The organism is Pseudomonas sp. 02C 26 (genome assembly GCF_002843585.1).
Taxonomy (GTDB): domain Bacteria; phylum Pseudomonadota; class Gammaproteobacteria; order Pseudomonadales; family Pseudomonadaceae; genus Aquipseudomonas; species Aquipseudomonas shirazensis.
This window is the reverse complement of the sequence record NZ_CP025262.1, coordinates 3,328,046-3,349,804: the sequence shown is the minus strand read 5'-3', so window position 1 is coordinate 3,349,804 and position 21,759 is coordinate 3,328,046. Positions and strand designations below refer to the sequence as shown.

Below are 21,759 nucleotides of genomic sequence, written 5' to 3'. Positions count from 1 at the left end.
GGTCACATCCGGAAGATGCCGAAACGGCTCTGTTCGATCGGTGCATTGAGTGCGGCAGACAGCGCCAGGCCCAGGACATCTCGGGTTTGCGCTGGGTCGATGACGCCGTCGTCCCACAGCCGCGCGCTGGAATAGTAGGGATGGCTCTGGCGCTCGTACTGGTCAAGAATCGGCTGCTTGAGTGCGGCTTCGTCGGCACCGCTGAACACCGCACCGGCGCGTTCGCTTTGCTCGCGCTTGACCTGGACCAACACCCCGGCCGCCTGTTCGGCGCCCATCACGCCAATCCGTGCGTTGGGCCACATCCACAGCATGCGCGGGTCATAGGCGCGGCCGCACATGCCGTAGTTGCCAGCGCCAAAGCTGCCGCCGATGATCACGGTGAATTTCGGCACCTGGGCGCAGGCCACCGCCGTCACCAGCTTGGCGCCGTGCTTGGCGATGCCGCCTTCTTCGTACTTCTTGCCGACCATGAAGCCGGTGATGTTCTGCAGAAACAGCAGCGGGATGCCGCGCTGACAGGCCAGTTCGATGAAGTGCGCGCCTTTTTGCGCGGCCTCGGCAAACAAGATGCCGTTGTTGCCCAGGATCGCCACCGGGTAGCCGTGCAGGTGGGCGAAGCCGCACACCAGGGTGGTGCCGAACAGCGCCTTGAATTCATCGAAGACCGAGCCGTCGACCAGCCGCGCAATTACCTCGCGCATATCGAACGGTTGCTTGGCGTCGGCCGGCACCACGCCATACAGCTCGTCTGCGCTGTACAACGGCGCAACCGGTGCGCGGCATTGCAGACGGCCGAGCTTGTGCCAGTTGAGGTTGGCCACGCTGCGCCGGGCCAGGGCCAGGGCGTGTTCGTCGTTGTCGGCGTAGTGGTCGGCAACGCCACTGATGCGGCAGTGCACGTCGGCACCGCCCAGTTCCTCTGCGGTCACTACTTCGCCGGTGGCGGCTTTGACCAGCGGCGGCCCGGCGAGAAAGATCGTCGCCTGCTGGCGGACCATGATCGCCTCGTCAGCCATTGCTGGCACGTAGGCGCCGCCGGCGGTGCACGAGCCCATCACTACCGCGATCTGGGGGATGCCCAGGGCGCTCATGTTGGCTTGGTTGAAGAAGATCCGACCGAAGTGTTCGCGGTCCGGGAACACCTCATCCTGGCGCGGCAGGTTGGCGCCGCCGGAGTCGACCAGATAGATGCACGGCAGGCGGTTCTGCAGGGCGATGGTCTGCGCGCGCAGGTGTTTTTTCACCGTCAGCGGGTAATACGAGCCGCCTTTGACCGTGGCATCGTTGGCCACGATCATGCACTCGACGCCCTCGACCCGACCGATGCCGGCGATCACGCCAGCGGCGGGCACGTCTTCGCCGTACACCTCGTAAGCGGCCAATTGGCCGATTTCAAGAAACGCTGAGCCAGCGTCGAGCAGGCGGTCGATACGCTCGCGCGGCAACAGCTTGCCCCGCGCGGTGTGCCGCTCCTGGGCCTTGGCGCCGCCGCCCTGGCTGATCTGGGCGAGCAGGCTGCGCAGCGCCTGAACCTGTTCGAGCATGGCCGCGCTGTTGTCGGTAAACTCGGCAGAGCGCGGGTTGATCTGGGTGTGCAGAATAGCCATGGGCGCGGGTCCTTGTGCTCAGCGGGTTTCGTTGAACAGTTCGCGGCCGATCAGCATCCGGCGGATCTCGCTGGTGCCGGCGCCGATTTCGTAGAGCTTGGCATCGCGCAGCAGGCGGCCTGCCGGGAACTCGTTGATATAGCCGTTGCCGCCCAGAATCTGGATCGCCTCTAGCGCCATCTGCGTGGCGCGCTCGGCGCTGTAGAGGATCACCCCGGCGGCGTCCTTGCGCGTGGTCTCGCCACGGTCGCAGGCCTGCGCCACAGCATATAGATACGCCCGGCTGGCATTGAGTTGGGTGTACATGTCGGCGATCTTGCCCTGGATCAGCTGAAACTCGCCGATGCTCTGGCCGAACTGCTTGCGGTCATGGATGTACGGCACCACCAGGTCCATGCAGGCCTGCATGATCCCGGTCGGGCCGCCGGAGAGCACTACGCGCTCGTAGTCGAGGCCGCTCATCAACACGCGCACGCCGCCATTGAGCTGGCCGAGAATGTTCTCCGCTGGCACTTCGACGTTGTCGAAGAACAGCTCGCAGGTGTTGGAGCCGCGCATGCCCAGCTTGTCGAACTTGCTGCTGCGCGAGAAGCCCTTCCAGTCGCGCTCGACGATGAACGCGCTGATGCCATGGGCACCCTTGTCCAGGTCGGTCTTGGCGTAGATCACGTAGGTGTTGGCATCCGGGCCGTTGGTGATCCAGGTCTTGCTGCCGTTGAGTACGTAGTGGTCGCCGCGCTGTTCGGCGCGCAGTTTCATCGACACCACGTCGGAACCGGCATTCGGCTCACTCATCGCCAAGGCACCGACATGCTCGCCGCTTAGCAGTTTGGGCAGGTACTTGAGCTTTTGCGCGTGGCTGCCGTTGCGGTTGATCTGGTTGACGCAGAGGTTGGAGTGGGCGCCGTAGGAGAGGGCCACCGAGGCCGAGCCGCGGCTGATTTCTTCCATGGCTACGACGTGGGCCAGGTAGCCCAGGCCGGCGCCGCCGTATTCTTCCGGCACGGTGATGCCGAGCAGGCCCATGTCGCCGAACTTGCGCCACATGTCGGCGGGGAACAGGTTGTCCTGGTCGATCTGTGCCGCGCGCGGGGCCAGTTCGGCGGCGACGAAGGCGCGGACCTGGTCGCGAAGCATGTCGATGGTCTCGCCGAGGGCGAAGTTCAGGCTGGGGTAATGCATGCTTGGGTACCTTTATTGTTCTTGAAACCATCACGCCCTGTGCAGGAGCGGCCTTGTGTTGCGAAAGGCCCGCAAAGCGGGCCCAGCAATCTCGGCGGCGAGGCTGCAATCTGGGGCCGCTACGCAGCCCTTTCGCGACACTAGGCCGCTCCTACACGGTGTGGTGCGGGTTGACGTTAACGTAAACCTGCGGCCAAGGGCTGTCAATCACGGCATCACCTTTACGTAAACGTTAGTCTGCCTGTGGGGGCTTTCCAAGCGTCTGAGCCATCAAAAAGGGCCGCAAAGCGGCCCTCGGGATATCACACCACAACAAACATAAACAGGCTCAGCGCGCCTGTTGACTATGCTCAAACCTTGACCGGCGGTTCCTCACTCGGCGGATCGCCCACCGTAGGCGGTATGGTCGGCTTGATCGGCAACTCATCCGGATCATCCTGCGGCACCGGCGGCGGCAAGCTTGGATCGTCGATGTTCGGATCGGGTGTCTCCGCCGGGATTGGAATGTTCATGGCCTGACCTCGCTGGGTAAATGAGGGATGCAAAGGCTTTGAACCACGCCTGCGCCATTTGCTCATTTTTTTTTGAACCCCCCACGCGTTCGACGGCTCTGAACCCTTACCGCCTCAAGCCCACAGGGAGCAAGGTCCGATGTCTCGCAACGAGCCCTTCGAAAGCGTGCCCATGGCCAATGACCACCCGGATCAGGCGATCAGCCTGGCCCAGGCGTTGCTGGCGCCGCGTCTGGTCATTGAAGACACCGCACCGGTACTCGACGGCGGCACCTTTGCCGCCAAGGCCATCAGCGGCCAGCCGGTGACGGTCAGCAGCAAAGTCTACAGCGACGGCCATGATCGGCTGATGGTGCTGCTGCACTGGCGTGAAGCGCGCAGCCGCGAGTGGCACAGTGTGCCGATGGAGGACGCCGGCAATGATCTGTGGCTTGGGCAATTCACCCCGACTGGATTGGGCCTGCACCTGTTCATCATCGAAGCCTGGATCGATCCGTACGCCACTTACTGCTACGACCTGGAAAAGAAATTCAACGCTGCGGTCGAGATCAAGCTGGAGTTGGAGGAGGGCCGCCTGCTGTTGGGCAAGGGCGCCGAGCGCACGGACGGCGCCTTGCGCGAGCAGATTCTGACGCTGCAATCGCGTCTGGCCGAGCTTGATGAGCAAGCCCAGGTTGCATTGCTGCTCGGCGAAGATGCGGCGCGCCTGATGGCCGAGGCCGAGCACCGCAGCTACCTGACCCGCAGTATCGAATTCCCTCTGGACGTCGATCGCCCGGCGGCGCAGTTCGCCAGTTGGTATGAGCTGTTCCCGCGCTCGATCACCGATGATCCGGCGCGCCACGGCACTTTCAACGACGTCCATGCGCGCCTGCCGATGATCCGTGACATGGGCTTTGATGTGCTGTACTTCCCGCCGATTCACCCGATTGGCCGCAGCCACCGCAAAGGCCCCAACAACTCACTGCAGGCCGGCCCTGATGACCCGGGCAGCCCGTATGCGATCGGTAGTGCCGATGGCGGTCATGACGCCATTCACCCGCAGCTGGGCAGCCGCGAAGACTTCCGCCGGCTGGTGGCTGCAGCCGCCGAGCACGGCCTGGAAATCGCCCTCGACTTCGCCATTCAGTGCTCACAAGACCACCCCTGGCTGGTCGAGCACCCCGGTTGGTTCAGCTGGCGCCCGGACGGCACCATCCGCTATGCGGAAAACCCACCGAAGAAATACCAGGACATCGTCAACGTCGACTTTTATGCCGCCGACGCCGTGCCCTCGCTGTGGCTGGCGCTGCGCGATGTGGTCATCGGCTGGGTCGAGGAGGGGGTCAAGACCTTCCGCGTCGACAACCCGCACACCAAACCGCTGCCGTTCTGGCAATGGCTGATCGCCAATGTGCGTAGCCAGTATCCCGACGTATTGTTCCTTGCCGAGGCCTTCACCAAACCCGCGATGATGGCCCGGTTGGGCAAGGTCGGCTATGCGCAGAGCTACACCTACTTCACCTGGCGCAACAGCAAGCAGGAGCTGCAGAAGTACTTCGAGACACTGAACCAGCCGCCATGGAGCCACTGCTACCGGCCGAATTTCTTCGTCAACACGCCGGACATCAACCCATTCTTCCTGCAGCGCTCAGGCCGTGCCGGCTTTCTGATTCGCGCCGCGCTGGCGACCATGGGCTCAGGGCTGTGGGGCATGTACTCAGGCTTTGAACTGTGCGAAGCGGCGGCGATTCCGGGCAAGGAGGAATACCTCGATTCGGAGAAGTACGAGATCCGCCCACGCGACTTCACCGCGCCCGGCAACATCATTGCCGAGATCGCCCAGCTCAACCGCATCCGCCGGCAAAACCCGGCCTTGCAGACGCACCTGGGCGTGGCGTTCTTCAACTGCTGGAACGACAACATCCTGTACTTCGCCAAGCGCACTGCCGACCGCGAAAACTACATTCTGATCGCGATCAACCTGGACCCGGACAACGTCCAGGAGGCGAACTTTGAACTACCACTGTGGGAGCTGGGCCTGGATGACAACGCCGACACCTACGGCGAGGACTTGATGAACGGCCACCGCTGGACCTGGCACGGCAAGACCCAGTGGATGCGCATCGACCCGAGTTATCAGCCGTTTGGTATCTGGCGTATCAGCGCCGCGCAGTAGCCTTGATCTCGTACAGGAGTCGCACATGGCCAAGCGTTCACGCCCGGCAGCTTTTATCGACGACCCGCTCTGGTACAAGGATGCGGTGATCTATCAGTTGCACATCAAGTCGTTTTTCGACGCCAACAATGATGGCATCGGTGATTTTGCCGGGCTGATCAGCAAGCTCGATTACATCGCCGAGCTGGGCGTCAACACGCTGTGGCTGCTGCCGTTCTACCCGTCGCCGCGGCGTGATGACGGCTATGACATTGCCGAGTACAAGGCGGTGCACCCGGACTACGGCAGCATGGCCGATGCCAAGCGCTTCATCGCCGAGGCGCACAAGCGCGGCTTGCGGGTGATCACCGAGCTGGTCATTAACCACACCTCCGACCAGCACCCGTGGTTCCAGCGCGCGCGCCATGCCAAGCGTGGCAGCAAGGCGCGGGACTTCTACGTGTGGTCGGATGACGACCAGAAGTACGACGGCACGCGGATCATCTTCCTCGATACCGAGAAGTCCAACTGGACCTGGGACCCGGTTGCCGGGCAGTACTTCTGGCACCGCTTCTACTCGCACCAGCCAGACCTCAACTTCGACAACCCGCAGGTGCTCAAGGCCGTAATCGATGTAATGCGCTACTGGCTCGACATCGGCGTCGACGGCCTGCGCCTGGACGCGATCCCGTATCTGATCGAACGCGATGGCACCAACAACGAGAACCTGGCTGAAACCCATGTAGTGCTAAAGGCCATCCGTGCCGAGATCGACGCCAACTACCCCGACCGCATGCTCCTGGCCGAGGCCAATCAATGGCCGGAGGACACCCGGCCGTACTTTGGCGAGGGCACTGGCGACGAATGCCACATGGCGTTCCACTTCCCGTTGATGCCGCGCATGTACATGGCCCTGGCCATGGAAGACCGCTTCCCGATCACCGACATCCTGCGCCAGACGCCCGAGATCCCGGCGGACTGCCAGTGGGCGATCTTCCTGCGTAACCACGATGAGCTGACCCTGGAGATGGTCACTGACCGTGAGCGCGATTACCTATGGAATTACTACGCTGAAGATCGCCGCGCCCGGATCAATCTCGGCATCCGCCGGCGCCTGGCGCCGCTGCTGCAGCGTGACCGCCGGCGCATCGAACTGCTGACCAGCCTGCTGCTTTCGATGCCCGGTACGCCGACCCTGTACTACGGCGATGAGCTGGGCATGGGCGACAACATTTACCTGGGCGACCGCGATGGTGTACGCACGCCGATGCAGTGGTCGCCGGACCGCAACGGTGGTTTCTCTCGCGCCGACCCGCAGCGGCTGGTGCTGCCACCGGTGATGGATCCGCTCTACGGCTACCAGACGGTCAACGTCGAGGCCCAGGCCCACGACCCGCATTCGCTGCTCAACTGGAACCGGCGCATGCTCGCCGTGCGCAAGCAGCAAAAGGCTTTCGGACGCGGCAGCATGAAGACCCTGACGCCGAGCAACCGGCGCATTCTGGCTTACATCCGCGAGTACACCGATGCCAACGGCAACAGCGAAACCATTCTCTGCGTGGCCAACGTGTCTCGCGCCGCGCAGGCGGCCGAGCTCGACCTGTCACAGTACGTCGATAGGGTGCCGGTGGAGATGCTCGGCGGCAGTGCCTTCCCGCCGATAGGCCAGTTGCCGTTCCTGTTGACCTTGGCGCCTTACGGCTTCTACTGGTTCGTCCTCGCCTCGCGCGAGCGCATGCCCAGCTGGCATGCCGAACCTGCAGAAAGCCTCCCTGAACTGACCACATTGGTGCTGCGTAAACGTATGGAAGAGCTACTTGATGCCCCCGCACGAGACGCCCTGGAAACTTCGGTACTGCCGCAATACCTGCCCAAGCGGCGCTGGTTTGCCGGCAAGGAAGCACCGATTGACCAGGTTCGGCTGAGCTACGGCGTCCGCCTGGCTACGGCCACCACGCCGGTGTTGCTGGCCGAGCTGGAAGTGCTCAGCAATGGCGTGACCACCCATTATCAATTGCCATTCGGCCTGCTCCCCGAAGACCAGATCCACAGCGCGCTGCCGCAGCAACTGGCCTTATCGCGCGTGCGCCGAGGCAGTCAGGTTGGCCTCATCACCGATGCCTTCGTGCTCGAGCCGTTCATTCGTGCGGTGCTGCGTAACTGCCAGGACGGCACCGTATTGCCTTATGAGCATGGCGAGTTGCGCTTCCAGGCGACTGACCTGCTGGCGCCGCTTGGCCTGGATGAAGACAGCCCGGTGCGCTACCTGAGTGCCGAGCAGTCGAACAGCTCGGTGGTGATCGGCGATTGCGTAGTGCTCAAGCTGATCCGCCGGGTGAATCCGGGTATTCACCCCGAGCTGGAAATGAGCGCCTACCTGACCGCTGGCGGCTTTGCCAATATCTCGCCGCTGCTGGCGTGGGTCAGCCGAGTGGATGCGCAGAAAGAGCCAAATTTATTGATGATCGCCCAGGGCTACCTGAGCAACCAGGGCGATGCCTGGGCCTGGACCCAGAACACTCTGGAGCGCGCGATCCGCGATGAAATGGAGCCCACCCGTACCGACGCTGAAGCGCACACCGATGCCCTGACCGAGCTCAACGGCTTTGCTGCACTGTTCGGTCAGCGTCTGGGTGAAATGCACCTGCTGCTGGCCACGCCGACCGAGGACGAGGCGTTCGCGCCGCGCGCCAGCAGCGCCGACGACAGCGCCCGCTGGGGCGAGCAGATCAGCGCCGAACTGACCCACGCGCTGGACCTGCTGGCGCAGCACCGCGATAGCCTCGACAGCGAAAGCCAGGCCTTGGTCGACGACCTGCAGCAACAGCGCGACGGCCTTGCCAAGCGCGTCGAGGAGCTGGCTCAACAGGCCCAGGGTGGCTTGCTCATGCGCGTGCATGGTGACCTGCATCTGGGGCAGGTGCTGGTGGTGCAGGGCGACGCTTACCTGATCGACTTCGAGGGCGAGCCGGCCCGGCCGCTGCAGGAGCGCCGCGCCAAGCACAGCCCGTACAAAGATGTCAGCGGCGTGCTGCGCTCGTTCGACTATGCTGCTGCGATGATTCTGCGCAGCGACTCGGCAGTAGACCTGTCCGACGCCGCGCGGCAGGCCCGGCAGCGGGTTGCCCGGCAGTACCTGCACCAGTCGCGTCACGCCTTCGTCGAAGCCTATGGCCTGGCCACTGCCGCCATGCCCCACGCCTGGGAGCAGGCCGATGGCGAGCGCGCGGCACTGGAGCTGTTCTGCCTGGAAAAGGCTGCTTACGAAATTACTTATGAAGCCGAAAACCGGCCAAGCTGGCTGGCCGTGCCTTTGCATGGTCTGCATGGACTGATCAGTACCTGGGGAGAGTCATAAATGAACGCAATCAAGCGTGACAACGGCGGCCTTCGGCAACGGGACATCGACGCCCTGGCCCGCGCCGAGCACGCCGATCCATTTGCCGTGCTCGGCCCGCACCCGGACGGTGCGGGCGGCCAGTTCGTGCGTGCTTTTTTACCGGCCGCGCTGAGCGCCAAAGTCATTTCGCGCACCGATGGCAGCGTGCTTGCCGAGATGCAACAGGGCAGCTTGCCCGGCCTGTTCAGCGCCCACATGGCGCAGCCGCAGGACTATCAACTGGCAATCAACTGGGCCGGTGGTGAACAGGTCACTGAAGACCCGTACAGCTTCGGCCCGCAGCTGGGCGACATCGACATGCACCTGTTTGCCGAAGGCAATCACCGTGACCTGGCCGGGCGTTTTGGCGCCCAGCCAATGCAGGTCGACGGCGTCGACGGCGTGCTGTTCTCGGTGTGGGCGCCGAACGCCAAGCGGGTCTCGGTGGTCGGCCATTTCAACAACTGGGACGGCCGCCGCCACCCGATGCGCCTGCGCCATGGCGCCGGGGTCTGGGAGTTGTTTGTGCCGCGCCTGGGCGTTGGCGAAACCTACAAGTTCGAAGTGCTCGGCCAGGATGGTGTACTGCCGCTCAAGGCCGACCCGTTGGCACGCGCCACCGAGCTGCCGCCCAGCACTGCCTCGAAAGTGGCCGGCCCGTTGGGCCACGAATGGCGCGACCAGGACTGGATGGAGCTACGCGCCCAGCGCCATGCCTACAACGCGCCGCTGTCGATCTACGAGCTGCACGTAGGCTCGTGGCAGTGCGAGCTGAATGACAGCGGTGAAGTAGCCCGACTGTATAACTGGCGTGAGCTGGCCGAGCGCCTGGTGCCCTATGTGCAGGAGCTGGGTTTCACCCACATCGAGATGCTGCCGATCATGGAGCACCCGTTCGGGGGCTCGTGGGGATACCAGCCGCTGTCGATGTTCGCACCGACGTCGCGCTACGGCACTGCCGAAGATTTTGCCGCCTTCATCGACGCCTGCCACCAGGGCGGCATCGGCGTGATTCTCGACTGGGTGCCGGCGCATTTCCCGACCGATGAGCACGGCCTGGCGCGCTTTGACGGGACTGCATTGTATGAGTACGAAAACCCACTGGAGGGCTTCCATCAGGACTGGAACACGCTGATCTACAACCTCGGCCGCAACGAGGTGCGCGGGTTCATGATGGCCTCGGCGCTGCACTGGCTGAAGCACTTCCATATCGACGGCCTGCGCGTCGATGCCGTGGCCTCGATGCTCTACCGCGACTATTCGCGCAAGGCCGGCGAGTGGGTGCCCAACCGCCATGGCGGCCGCGAGAACCTGGAGGCCATCGACTTCCTGCGTCACCTCAACGGCGTGGTTGCCCATGAGGCGCCTGGGGCCTTGGTTATCGCCGAGGAATCCACCTCCTGGCCCGGCGTCAGCCAACCGACCCAGCAGGGCGGCCTGGGCTTTGACTACAAGTGGAACATGGGCTGGATGCACGACACCCTGCATTACATCCAGAACGACCCGGTACACCGCAATCACCACCACAACGAGATGAGCTTCGGCCTGATCTATGCCTACTCCGAGCATTTCATCCTGCCGATTTCCCACGACGAAGTGGTGCATGGCAAGCATTCGCTGATCGACAAGATGCCTGGTGACCGCTGGCAGAAGTTTGCCAACCTGCGCGCCTACCTGGCATTCATGTGGATGCACCCAGGCAAGAAGCTGCTGTTCATGGGCTGTGAGTTTGGCCAGTGGCGTGAGTGGAACCACGACCAGCAGCTGGACTGGTACCTGCTGCAGTACTCCGAGCACCAGGGCGTCAAACAGCTGGTTGGCGACCTCAACCGCCTGTACCGCGAACTGCCGGCGCTGCACGAGCAGGATTGCCAGACGCAGGGCTTCCAGTGGCTGATCGGCGACGACGCGCAGAACAGTGTATTTGCCTGGTTACGCTGGAGCAGCAGCGGCGAGCCATTGCTGGTGGTGGCCAACTTCACCCCAGTGCCGCGTGAGGGCTACCGGGTTGGCGTGCCGTTTGCCGAGCACTGGCAAGAGCTGCTCAACACCGACGCACAGGAGTATGCCGGCTCCAACGTCGGCAATCTGGGCGCCGTAGCGACTGAAGCGCTGCCGGCTCATGGGCAGCCGCTGTCGTTGGCGCTGAACCTGCCGCCCCTGGGCGTATTGGTGCTTAAGCCAGCCAACTGAATCCAGTCCGGGCAAGCCGCAGCCTCGCTGCAGCTTGCCCGGATCGGTTCACCAGCGCATCTTCACACCCAGGCTGCCAATCAGCCCATTCAGGTCATTGTCGTCGACGTCGCTGCTGTAGTCGGCGCTGACGAATAGCGCCACATCCGGCGTCATCCGCGCCACCAGCCCCAGGCCAAGTTCGACCGTGGTCGACTTGCGCGAGCTGGAAATCTTGTCGACCTGATCCAGCTGCACGCTATCGGCATTGCTGAAGTCGTACCAGACGTTTGTCCGCAGGTAGGGTTCGACCGGCGTTCCGCGTACATCATAGCGGGCCGACAGTTTGGCCCCGACGCGGCCGCTCCAGTTCGGCTGGCTGTCGAACGCCTGCAACGTCGCCTCCTGCGCCTGGCTACCGGGGAAGAACTGCTGATTGATCAACTGCGCCTGCGGCTCGATCACCCAGCCACCACCCAGACCAATAGGCAAACCGCCCTCGACCGAGAAGGTCATGGCGTGACCGCTGTCGTCCAGGCGCTGGCCGCTGTCGCTGCGGCCGCTGACGTCGATGCGCGTGCCCATGGCCACGGCATCCAGGTGCCAGCCCTTGTCATTGCTCATGCTCCAGTACACGCCCAGGCTTTCGCCGCTGAGGCTGACTGCATTGCGCTGCTTGTCGCCAAGCAGCGGGCGCATGCCGTTGAACGAGCTCTGCAGGTTGTTCTGGCCGACGAAGATGCCGGCGCGGTGCAGGTTGCCGGCGGATGATTCGCGCACCAGCAGGTCAGGGCCGACGATCAACTGCTGGCTGCGTGCTTCGAGCTGATTTTGCGTTGGGGCGCTGCTGCGCGGCAGGCCGGGAAAAAGCTGCGCCCATTGGTTGCCGTCCACGTCAGCCAGGGGCCGCTGCTGACGCTCGCTCAGCCGTTCTGAGAGGGCGCTCAGGGTACTGATGTTCAAGCCGCTGGCGCTGACCGGATCAAGCGCAAACTGCGCCGCAGCCGGTTGCTGCCAGAGGCTGGCGAAGGGCTCGTCGTCCTGCTGATCGAAAGCAAAAGTTTCCACCGGGGTTGCCAGAAGCAGCGACGTGGAAACCGCGTAGAAAACCTGCTCCATCCGTGATGGATGCGCTGTCTTGTTCATGGCGGTTCTCCTCTGTTGTCATCGAATACAGCCAAGGGACCTGGCCTGTTGTCACGGGCTGTACGGCACACATCAGAGGGCGACCCAAACCAGCACGCAGGGCGTGTTCAACGCGCACGAAGGCGCGCGCCAGAGCGCCCGGCGCGAAATTTTTACTTCAGTTGGTAAGTTCAGCTAAGGAGACCGCAGCGCTTGCGTCAAGAATCTGTGAAGGGCGTGTCGATGAACTGTAAATGGAGGTAAAGGATTGGAATCGTTGAACAATTCAAGGCGCATAGCGAGGATCGCTATTTGCCCTGAATTGGCTATGCCGAAACATTGCTAGCGGCGTGTGACTTTTCGGTGTGTGACCTGCACCTCTGCAGCGATACAGCGCTGCAGAGGTGCATCAGTCATCAGCCCGCACTCAGTCGTCGTCATGCTCCAGCACCATCAGCAGGAACGAACGGCCGGTCACCTCGAAGGTGGTGCCGAACTCCAGCCGCTCAGCCTTGCGCAGCTCAGGTCGGTCGGTGTCGATCAGGCAGTTCCAGTGCTCGCCCTGTGGCACCGAAGGCAGCAGGAAGGGCACCGTGTCGTGGTGCGAGTTGACGATCAGCAACACGGTGGCCTCCGAGCCTGGGCGGGCGATGCCGCTGACCTGCGCACGGCCATCGATGAGCATGCCCAGGCAACGCCCGTGCGGATCTTCCCACTGCTCGACGCTCATCTCGTTGCCATCCGGCGCCAGCCAGGTGACATCCTTGACGCCGATCGCTTCGTTGTAATCGCCGACCAGGAAGCGCGAGCGACGCAGCACCGGGTACTTCAGGCGCAAGCGGGTGAGGCGTTTGACGAAGGCCAGCAGTTCGCTGCCTTCTTCGTCCAGGTCCCAGTTGATCCAGCCGATCTCGCTGTCCTGGCAATAGGCGTTGTTGTTGCCGTGCTGGGTGCGGCTGAACTCGTCACCGGCAACGATCATAGGCGTGCCTTGGGCAAGCAGCAGGGTAGAGAAGAAGTTGCGCATCTGGCGCATGCGCAGGGCGGCGATCTCGGGATCTTCGGTCGGGCCTTCGGCACCGCAGTTCCACGACATGTTGTTGCTGGTGCCGTCCTGGTTGTTCTCGTCGTTGTCTTCGTTGTGCTTGTCGTTGTACGAGACCAGGTCACGCAGGGTGAAGCCGTCGTGGGCTGTGATGAAGTTGACCGAAGAATACGGGCGCCGGCCGCGGTTGTTGAACATGTCGCCGGAGGCAGTCATGCGCGCGGCAAAGTCGGCCAGCTGGCCTTCGTCGCCTTTCCAGAAGCTGCGCACCGTGTCGCGGAAGCGGTCGTTCCACTCGGCCCAGCCCGGCGCAAAGTTGCCGACCTGGTAACCGCCTGGGCCGCAGTCCCACGGCTCGGCGATCAGCTTGACCTGGCTCAGCAGCGGGTCCTGGCGGCAGGCGACGAGGAAGCTGTGGCGCTCGTTGTAGCCATCATGGTAACGGCCGAGGATGGTCGCCAGGTCGAAGCGGAAGCCGTCCACGCGCATCTCGCCGGCCCAGTAACGCAGCGAGTCGGTGACCAGTTGCAGCACGCAGGGGTGGCTCAGGTCGAGGGTGTTGCCGGTGCCGGAGTCGTTGATGTAGTAGCGCTTGTCATCCGGCATCAGGCGGTAGTACGAGGCATTGTCGATACCGCGCATCGACAGCGTCGGGCCTTGCTCGTTGCCTTCTGCGGTGTGGTTGTAGACCACATCGAGGATCACTTCGAGGTCGGCGTTGTGCAGGTGCGCAACCATCTCCTTGAACTCGGCGATCTTGCCGCTGGCCAGGTACGCCGGGTGCGGCGCGAAGAAGGCGATGCTGTTGTAGCCCCAGTAGTTGCTCAGGTCTTTTTCCAGCAGGTGCTGGTCGTTGACGAAGGCGTGGATCGGCAGCAGCTCGATCGACGAAACGCCCAGATCCTTGATGTGTTTGAGCAGATCATCGTTGGCCAGGCCGGCGAAGGTGCCGCGCAGCTCTTCCGGCACCGAAGGGTGGCGCATGCTGATGCCACGAGTGTGGGCTTCGTAGATGATGGTCTGATCCCACGGCACCTGCACCCGGTGGTCGCGGCCCCAGGTAAAGGCCGGGTCGATGACCTTGCACTTGGGCACGAACGGGGCGCTGTCACGCTCGTCGAACGACAGGTCGCCATCGGGATGGCCGATGGTGTAGCCGAACAGCGCTTCCGACCACTTCAGGGTGCCGACCAGCTGTTTGGCGTAGGGGTCGATCAACAGCTTGTTTGGGTTGAAACGATGACCGTTCTGCGGCTCGTACGGGCCGTACACACGGTAGCCGTAAACCAGCCCCGGGTGGGCGTCTGGCAGGTAGCCGTGATAGATCTCGTCGGTGTATTCAGGCAGCTCGATACGCTCGAGCTCGTGCTCACCGCTGGAATCGAAGATGCACAGTTCAACCTTGGTGGCGTTGGCCGAGAACAAGGCGAAGTTGACGCCCAGGCCGTCCCAGGTAGCACCGAGGGGGAAGGGCATGCCCTCGCGAATGCGCGAGGGAGCAACGGAGCGGGTTTTCTTTTGGGCACGGGGGCTCATGGCAGACCTCGATGGCAAGGGGAATGGGTGGGCAAAGGTGTTTGAACGACGGGCATCTCAAGCCAGCCCCGGCGCCGCTGCAAACTTGCTTTGCAGGACGGCGCCGGGTTACTGGAGGTGTTGACCTCAACCGCTACGTAATTGTTGCGTTTCAGCTGCCGGCAGGTTTCTTCGCAGTGCGAGGCTTCTTCGCGGCGGCTGGTTTTTCTGCTGCGCTGGCGGCAGGTTTGGCCTGTGCTGCTTTGCTCTGGGCGGCGCTGGGCTTTGGCTGCGCGGCAGCTTTGGGCTCGGCAGCGGCCTTGGGCTTGGCTGCAGGTTTTTTACGGGGCTCGGCCTGGGGCGAGCTGGCTTCCGCTTCGACGAGCTTGCGGGCCATTTCCCAATGGCGTTCCTCATGACCCTCTGGCTTGCCTTCGGACTCCCAGATTTCGTAGGCAAACTGGCGAATACGCTTTTCGTTGGCACTCATCATGACGCTCCTGATACTCAAGATTGTTGTATCAACAGATTGACCGGGCATTGCGCCAATACCTCGCGCAAATTCAGCGCTCTAGTAGGGCTGACCGCGCGGCTGGCAAAAAGTCCAGTCCAATGTGCAGTGGACTCGGCAAACGGCAGAATCAGCTGTGTGTCGCCCCAGTTCTGCGCTGGGATCAACGGTGTGCTGGCAGTGCCCAGCAAGCTGCTGGCCAGGCGCGGCACCACCACGATGGCGCGCTCGCCCGCGGCAACACGGGCAAACGCGAGGACCTTGTCGGCATGTTCGCCCTGTACCTCCAGCGGCAGGTAGTCACCACGGCGGAACAGCTGCGGGTGCGCCATGCGCAGGTCCAGCACCTCGGCGATCAGCGCCTGTTTGATGCGCCCATCGCGCCATTGCCCAAGCAGCTCGGCCAGTGGCGTGCTGGCATCCAGCGTGGCCCGTCTCAGAGCGTAGTCGACCGGGCGCCGGTTGTCCGGGTCGACCAGGCTGAAGTCCCAGTACTCGTTGCCTTGGTACAAGTCTGGCACGCCCGGAGAGGTCATCCGCAGCAGGGTCTGGACCAGGCCGTTGAGTGCGCCTGGGCAGGCCAGCGCCTGTGCAGCTTCGGCCAGCGAGTTGCGCAGTTGCTGGTGATCACGCTCCAGCAATAGGCCATCGACAAACGCCGCCGAGGCGGCCTCGTAAGCCTCGTTTGGAGCACTCCAGGCGCTGCGCAGTTTGGCTTCGCGCAGGGCTTTTTGCTGCCACTGGCGGATGCGCTCGGCGTATTGCTCCAACGCGCTCTGATCGCTCAGGTCAAGGTGCAGCGGCCAGCTGCCGAGCAGGGTCTGATACAGCATCAGCTCGTCGCCCGGGCTCGGTGCCGGGCCATCGTCCAGCGCCTCGCGCAGCGGCTCGGCCAATTCGCGCCAATGCTCGACACGGCCCGCCAGCCATGGCCCGCGTTCGCTGAGTACGGCCAGCCGAGCACGGCAATCTTCTCCGCGTTTGTGGTCGTGGGTGGCGGTGGCCAGCAGGTTGTCCGGGAAGTCACGCAAGCGCCGCTGCGCTTCTTCATGGAACGCCTCGGGCGGTGCGCTGAAACGCTCGGCTTCAAAGCCAACGTCATTGCGCGACAACAACCGCGCCGAACGATAGAAGGCCGTGTCCTCAACCGCTTTGGCGGCGCTGGGCGCGGTCAGCTGCTGGAAGCGCACGCAGGCATGGCGCAGCTGCTTGCGCGCCCGGCCCGGTGGCAGGCTGCGCCAGCGCTGGCCGCCGAGCCACTGCTCGAGCTGGGTCAGCAGCGGCCAGTCGGCTTCACTGAGGGTCTGCCGGGCAGCGAGCAAGGCCTGCTGGAAGAACACTTCGTCTTCGGCAGGACGGCCGAGGGCGTTGATGTAGGTGCGGTACACCGAGTAGTGCTCGACCAGTGCCTGCAAGGCGCGGCGAATCGCACCCAGGGTCAGGTCGCGGGTCATCAGGTCGTCGCGGGCCACTTGCAACAAGGCCTGCGCCACCGATTCGCAGTCGCCGGCCAGGCTCGCGTTGAGCACCAGTCTGCGCGCCTGGCGGACTTCTTCCTCGAACTCAGGGCGTTCGCTGACTTCGCGCCAAAGCTCGGTCAACGGCGCCTCACCGGCCGGGTCGTGCTGCACCAGCGACACCTGGTTCATGAACTCGTAACCGGTGGTGCCGTCGGTCAACCAGTCCTGATGCAGGTGCTCGTCGACGCCGAGGATTTTCTCGACGTAGATCGGGAAGTGCTCCACGGCGGCTTCAACTGGCCGGGCGGCGAGCAGGCTGTCGACCCGTCGACGCAGTTTGCGGCAGTAACCACGAGGGTCGGCCAGGCCATCGATATGGTCGATGCGCAGGCCATCGACCAGGCCGCGTTCGATCAGCTCGAACAGCTTCGCATGAGTCGCCTCGAACACCACCGAACGCTCAACGCGCAGGCCGCCCAGTTCATTGATGTCGAAGAAGCGCCGCCAGTTGATGTCGTCGGCAGCGGTGCGCCAGCTGGCCAGGCGATAGCTCTGCCGTTCGAGCAGCTCGTGCAGGCGATGGAAGCCTTGCTCACTGCTGCTGTCGAAGGCGGCCAAGGCTGGCTCCAGCGAGGTGCCGGCGTTGACCCGGCGGGCCAGTTCGGCGTGCAGCGCCTGGGCGTCGATCAGCGGCTGCGCCGAACCGCGCAGGGCAGTGAAGTGCTGGGCCAGGTCTTGCAGCTGTGGACTGTGGCTGAGGATCTGGCCGTAATCGGCCGGGCAGATCGGGAAGCGGTGATCGTAATGAGCAACCTCGAGCACGCCGGTCGTGGCGTCGAAGGTCAGCGGCAGTTCGCCGTTCTGCAGGGCCTGGCCATAATCGCTGCCGAGAAACGGCAGCAGCAGTTGACCGGCCAGCAGTGGGTCGGCGGAGTGCCACTGGATGTCGAAGAATTCGGCGTAGGGGCTGCGTCGACCCCAGGCCAGCAGGCTCTGCCACCAGGGATTGTCGGCGCCACCGACGGCCATGTGGTTGGACACGGTGTCGAGAATGAAGCCCATGCCGTGCTGGCGCAGGGCGGCAATCAGGCGCAGCAAAGCTGCCTCGCCACCCAGCTCCGGGTTGATCTGGGTCGGGTCGACCACGTCATAGCCATGACGTGACCCGGCGCGGGCCTTGAGGATCGGCGAGGCGTACACATGGCTGATGCCCAGGCGGGCAAAATACGGCACCAGCGGCACTGCATCGTCAAGGGTGAAGTCGCTGTGCAATTGCAGGCGCACAGTGGCGGTCAAGGCTTTCATCGGTCACGCTCCCAAGCTTGCTCGCGGGCTTGCGCCAGCAGTTCCAAACGCCGTGCAGCGTCTTCGTCATCGAGTAATTCAGTTACAGGCTTGGCAAAACGCCGCCGCCAGTTGGGGTGGCCTTCGGTAGTGCCGGGCAGGTTGGGCTGCTCATCGCTGCCAAGCAGGTCTTCCAGCGGGATCAGCACCAGTGGCGCGCGGGTATGGCCGACAAAGCGGATAGCCGCGTCAATCAACTCGTCGTTACCGGGCAGCGGGCCGTAGTTGCTTTCCAGCAGGCTGCGCAGGCCGTCGCACTCTTTTTGCCGGTCGTGACGCCAGTGCAGCTCGGCGGTGGCATCGAGCAGCTGCAGGCGATGGCTCCAGTCGATATCGCGGCTTTGCAGCCAGCCGGCGAGGGGCGCCAGGTCATGGGTGCCGGTGGTGGCCATGGCGTCGTCCGGCCAGTCCAGTACCGCCTTGAAGTCGCCGGTGGAGTGCTGCTCGAAAGGCAGTACGCGCATGCCCAGCAGGGCCTTGCTCGCCAGGGTTTCGCGCAGGCCGTCGGGCACGGTGCCAAGGTCTTCGCCAAGGATCACCGCCTCGTGCTTGACCGACTCCAGCGCCAGCAGGCGCAGCAGGTCGTCGAGCGGGAAATTCAGGTACGCGCCTTCGCTGGGTTTGGCGCCGTTGGGAATCAGCCACAGCCGGCGCAGGCCCATGACGTGATCGATGCGCAGGCCGCCGGCATGTGCCAGGTTGGCCCGCAGCATTTCGATGAAGGCGCGGTAGCCGTTGCGCTTGAGGCCTTCCGGGGAGAACGCACTGATGCCCCAGTCTTGCCCGGAGCGATTGAGGATATCCGGCGGTGCGCCGACGGTCAGGCTGGCCAGCAGTTCATCCTGCCGGCTCCAGGCCTGGCTGCCGGCGCCGTCGGCACCCACGGCGAGATCGGCGATCAGGCCGATGGCCATGCCGCCGGCAACTGCCGCTTGTTGCGCGCGTTGCAGGCTGCGCTCGGTCAGCCACTGGCAGAAGGCATGGTATTCGACCCGCGACGGATGTGCGGCGGCCAGCGCTTCGACTTCAGGGTGGTGAGGGTCTTGCCAGGCCGGCGGCCAGTTACGCCAGTCGCCGCTCATGCCCTGAGCGACGGCTTCGGCCTGCAGCAGCTCAAAACGGCAGTGCAGCGTGAGCGGCTCGCCGGCGGCGGCGCAGAAACTGTCAAAGTCCTCACGTAGCGGATGATTGCCCTGATTGAAGTCTTTGTAGAGGGCTTCCAGTACGCGCTGTTGCGCGTCGGCGGCCACCGGCCAGTTGACCAGCGGCTCCTGCTCCAGTGCATCGAGGGTTGGCTGCAACAGGCAGGTTTCCACAGCTAGGCGCACCGCACGCTCACCGAGCACCGTGGCGGGGCTGGCGTAGAGGCTGTTGAGCTGCAGCCGGCTGGAAGGCGAGTAGGGGCTGAAATGCTGCTGATCGGCCAGGCTCAAGGCATGGATGGGGCTGATCGCGATGGCGTCGGCACCGCGCTCGGCAGCGCTGCGGGCGAGTTGCTCCAAGGCCATGCAATCGCCGTAACCGCCGCCACCTTCCCGGCGCAGGCTGTACAACTGAGCGGCCAGGCCCCACAGCCGCGCAGGCGGCTCGTCAACGGCTTGTTCAAGGCTGTAACAGCGCGGCGGGCAAATCGCCACGGTGAACTCGCGCTGCTCGATCTGCAGTTGATGGTAACCAAGCGGCAGGGTGCCCGGCAGCCGCGCCTGCTCGTCCAGTTGCAGCTCGAGCGGGTCGCCGTTTTCCAGCACGCACTGCACAGCGCTGCCCGCCGGGAAGTAATGCACCAGCGACAGCGTCTGGTCGACCTCGCAGGTCAACAGCGGCGGCAGGTGCTCGCCGTTTTCGGCGTGTTCCAGATCACGCAGGCTGGCAGTGCTCGCGGCATCATCGTCAGCAGGGTGGCCGAGGCCGGCCAGGACCTGGCGCAGGACGTCGTCACTGACCTGTTGCGGGCGGTTGTTGGCGTCTATCCAGTCTCGGGCCAGGCCGGCCCGAGCGGCCAATTGGTGCAGGGGCGAGTCGCTCATGAAGGTTCCAGGCCAGAAGGGATCAGGCTGACCACGCAACTGTGCGCGGTCAGGGAAGTGTCAGGGTGGGCATCGGCGCCGGTGTCGAACAGGCGCCAGCGGGCGGTGGGCAGGTTGGCGTTGACGGCAGTGCCGCCCAGATTGAGGTCGATGCGCAGCTCGCTGCCGTTGCCCAACTGCCAGCGCGCACTGACGGCCTTGTCGCCGAGCACTTCGCAGCCCAGTGCGCGGGTGCCGAGCAGATGCGGAACGATATGCCGAGCGCGCAGTTGCAGCAGTTGCTGGTACAAGCCGTGCCAGCCGGCCAGTACTTGCTGGCCATCAAGCCGTGAGGCGTTGAAGGTCGCGGCGGCGTTCGGGTCGGGGATCTTGGCGCGGGTATCGGGGTTGGCAAATGCGGCGAAGTGGGCAAACTCGCCGCGGCGCCCCTCACGTACTGCATCGGCCAGTTCGTCATGGAAGTCGGTGAAGAACACGAACGGCTGGCAGCTGCCTTCTTCATCGCCCATGAACAGCAACGGGATCATCGGCGACAGCAGCAACAGCCCGGTTGCGGCACGCAGCGCCTGCGGCGGACAGAGGCGTGTCAGGCGCTCGCCCATGGCGCGGTTGCCGATCTGGTCGTGGTTCTGCAAAAACAGCACGAACGAGGTCGGCGGCAGATGCCCGCTGGGTTCACCACGCGGGGTGCCGTGGCGAGTGTTCTGCCCCTGGAACACGAACCCCTCGCTCAGGCAGCGAGCGAGCTTTTCAACTGGACGGTCCTTGTAGTCTTCGTAGTACCCTTCCACTTCGTCGGTCAGCAGCACGTGCAAGGCGTTGTGGCCATCGTCGTTCCACTGCGCGTCGAAGCCCTGTTCGAGCAGGTCGGCCTGATTGTGCTCGTTTTCCAGTACCAGCCAGACCTGTCGGCCCGGTTCTACTGCAGCACGGACCCGGGCGGCCAGCTCGACCAGGAAATCCGGTTGGTCGATAGCATGCACCGCATCCAGGCGCAGACCGTCAATGCGGTAGTCACACAGCCACATCAGAGCGTTCTGGATAAAGTACTCGCGCACCTCGGGCTTGCGAAAATCAATCGCGGCGCCCCATGGCGTCTGCCGGTCTTCACGGAAGAACGGGTCAGCGTAGGCGTGCAGGTAGTTGCCGTCCGGGCCGAAGTGGTTGTAGACCACATCGACCATCACCATCAGGCCGTGGCCATGGGCTTTATCAACCAGTGCACACAACTGCTGCGGGCTGCCGTAAGTGTGCTGCGCGGCGAACGGCAGCACGCCGTCGTAGCCCCAATTACGCTCGCCTGGGAACTGTCCCAAGGGCATCAATTCGATGGCAGTTACGCCCAGCTCGGCCAGCCGCGGCAGTTGCCCGGCGACCCCGGCATAGCCATCAAGCAGGCCGACGTGCACCTCCTGAATGACCGCTTCATGCCAGGGCCGGCCCTGCCACGGGTGCAGCCAGGGGTAGGCAGCAAGGTCGACCAGTTGGCTGGGGCCATGTACGCCCTCGGGCTGATAGCGCGAGGCCGGGTCGGCCACTTCCAGTTCAGCGTTGACCCGATAGCGATAACGGCTGCCGGGCGGGCAGGCGACATCGATGCTGAACCAGCCATCGCTGTCACGCTGCATATCGATTTCAGGTTGGTCTTGCAGTTGCAGGCTCACGCTGCGCGCATCCGGCGCCCAGAGGGCGAAGCGCGCGGACGTGGCGTCCAACATATGTGCGCCATGTCTGTGCATC

12 protein-coding genes are annotated in these 21,759 nt (G+C 63.9%); 3 read left to right on the top strand and 9 right to left on the bottom strand.

All coding sequences use genetic code 11. From position 1 onward, the window contains the following. Positions 1 to 2 precede the first annotated feature (2 nt). The 3 genes from CXQ80_RS15295 to CXQ80_RS24855 form a co-directional block, all read right to left on the bottom strand. Positions 3 to 1,610 carry a carboxyl transferase domain-containing protein gene (locus CXQ80_RS15295; RefSeq protein ID WP_101320938.1) on the bottom strand — a complete coding sequence of 536 codons (1,608 nt, stop codon included), beginning with the start codon at positions 1,608 to 1,610 and terminating at the stop codon, positions 3 to 5. An 18-nt stretch (positions 1,611 to 1,628) separates the two neighbouring features. Continuing rightward, on the bottom strand, positions 1,629 to 2,792 hold the full coding sequence (locus tag CXQ80_RS15290; RefSeq protein ID WP_101320936.1) for an isovaleryl-CoA dehydrogenase: 1,164 nt from the start codon (positions 2,790 to 2,792) through the stop codon (positions 1,629 to 1,631). A gap of 350 nt (positions 2,793 to 3,142) precedes the next feature. Next, positions 3,143 to 3,304 carry a hypothetical protein gene (locus CXQ80_RS24855; protein WP_178080779.1) on the bottom strand — a complete coding sequence of 54 codons (162 nt, stop codon included), beginning with the start codon at positions 3,302 to 3,304 and terminating at the stop codon, positions 3,143 to 3,145. 139 nt (positions 3,305 to 3,443) lie between these two features. On the opposite strand from CXQ80_RS24855, the gene CXQ80_RS15285 reads away from it, so the two are divergent. The 3 genes from CXQ80_RS15285 to glgB are packed head-to-tail and all read left to right on the top strand — an operon-like array spanning position 3,444 to position 11,013. Further along, the gene (locus CXQ80_RS15285) at positions 3,444 to 5,462 is read left to right on the top strand and encodes an alpha-1,4-glucan--maltose-1-phosphate maltosyltransferase (RefSeq protein ID WP_101320934.1); all 2,019 of its coding nucleotides are present in this window, start codon (positions 3,444 to 3,446) and stop codon (positions 5,460 to 5,462) included. Positions 5,463 to 5,487: 25 nt separating this feature from the next. After that, positions 5,488 to 8,799: a maltose alpha-D-glucosyltransferase gene (gene treS / locus CXQ80_RS15280; RefSeq protein WP_101320932.1), complete on the top strand. Its 3,312-nt coding sequence runs from the start codon at positions 5,488 to 5,490 to the stop codon at positions 8,797 to 8,799. Next, the gene (glgB, locus tag CXQ80_RS15275) at positions 8,800 to 11,013 is read left to right on the top strand and encodes a 1,4-alpha-glucan branching protein GlgB (RefSeq protein ID WP_101320930.1); all 2,214 of its coding nucleotides are present in this window, start codon (positions 8,800 to 8,802) and stop codon (positions 11,011 to 11,013) included. It begins immediately after the preceding gene. Positions 11,014 to 11,061: 48 nt separating this feature from the next. On the opposite strand, the gene CXQ80_RS15270 is transcribed toward glgB, so the two are convergent. From CXQ80_RS15270 to treZ, 6 genes are all read right to left on the bottom strand, one after another. Beyond that, positions 11,062 to 12,138, bottom strand: coding sequence for an autotransporter outer membrane beta-barrel domain-containing protein (locus tag CXQ80_RS15270; protein WP_101320928.1), 1,077 nt, complete (start codon positions 12,136 to 12,138; stop codon positions 11,062 to 11,064). Between the two features lie 406 nt (positions 12,139 to 12,544). Beyond that, complete coding sequence (gene glgX, locus CXQ80_RS15265) at positions 12,545 to 14,698, bottom strand: glycogen debranching protein GlgX (protein WP_101320926.1); 2,154 nt, start codon at positions 14,696 to 14,698, stop codon at positions 12,545 to 12,547. A gap of 151 nt (positions 14,699 to 14,849) precedes the next feature. Continuing rightward, positions 14,850 to 15,170: a DUF2934 domain-containing protein gene (locus CXQ80_RS15260; RefSeq protein ID WP_101320924.1), complete on the bottom strand. Its 321-nt coding sequence runs from the start codon at positions 15,168 to 15,170 to the stop codon at positions 14,850 to 14,852. Positions 15,171 to 15,184: 14 nt separating this feature from the next. Further along, the gene (locus CXQ80_RS15255) at positions 15,185 to 17,953 is read right to left on the bottom strand and encodes a malto-oligosyltrehalose synthase (RefSeq protein WP_101320922.1); all 2,769 of its coding nucleotides are present in this window, start codon (positions 17,951 to 17,953) and stop codon (positions 15,185 to 15,187) included. Further along, a complete protein-coding gene (malQ, locus tag CXQ80_RS15250; RefSeq protein ID WP_101320920.1) occupies positions 17,950 to 20,019 on the bottom strand; it encodes a 4-alpha-glucanotransferase in 2,070 nt (689 codons plus the stop codon). Before malQ ends, CXQ80_RS15255 begins: the two co-directional genes overlap by 4 nt. Beyond that, positions 20,016 to 21,758: a malto-oligosyltrehalose trehalohydrolase gene (treZ, locus tag CXQ80_RS15245; RefSeq protein ID WP_101320918.1), complete on the bottom strand. Its 1,743-nt coding sequence runs from the start codon at positions 21,756 to 21,758 to the stop codon at positions 20,016 to 20,018. Before treZ ends, malQ begins: the two co-directional genes overlap by 4 nt. Position 21,759 lies beyond the last annotated feature (1 nt).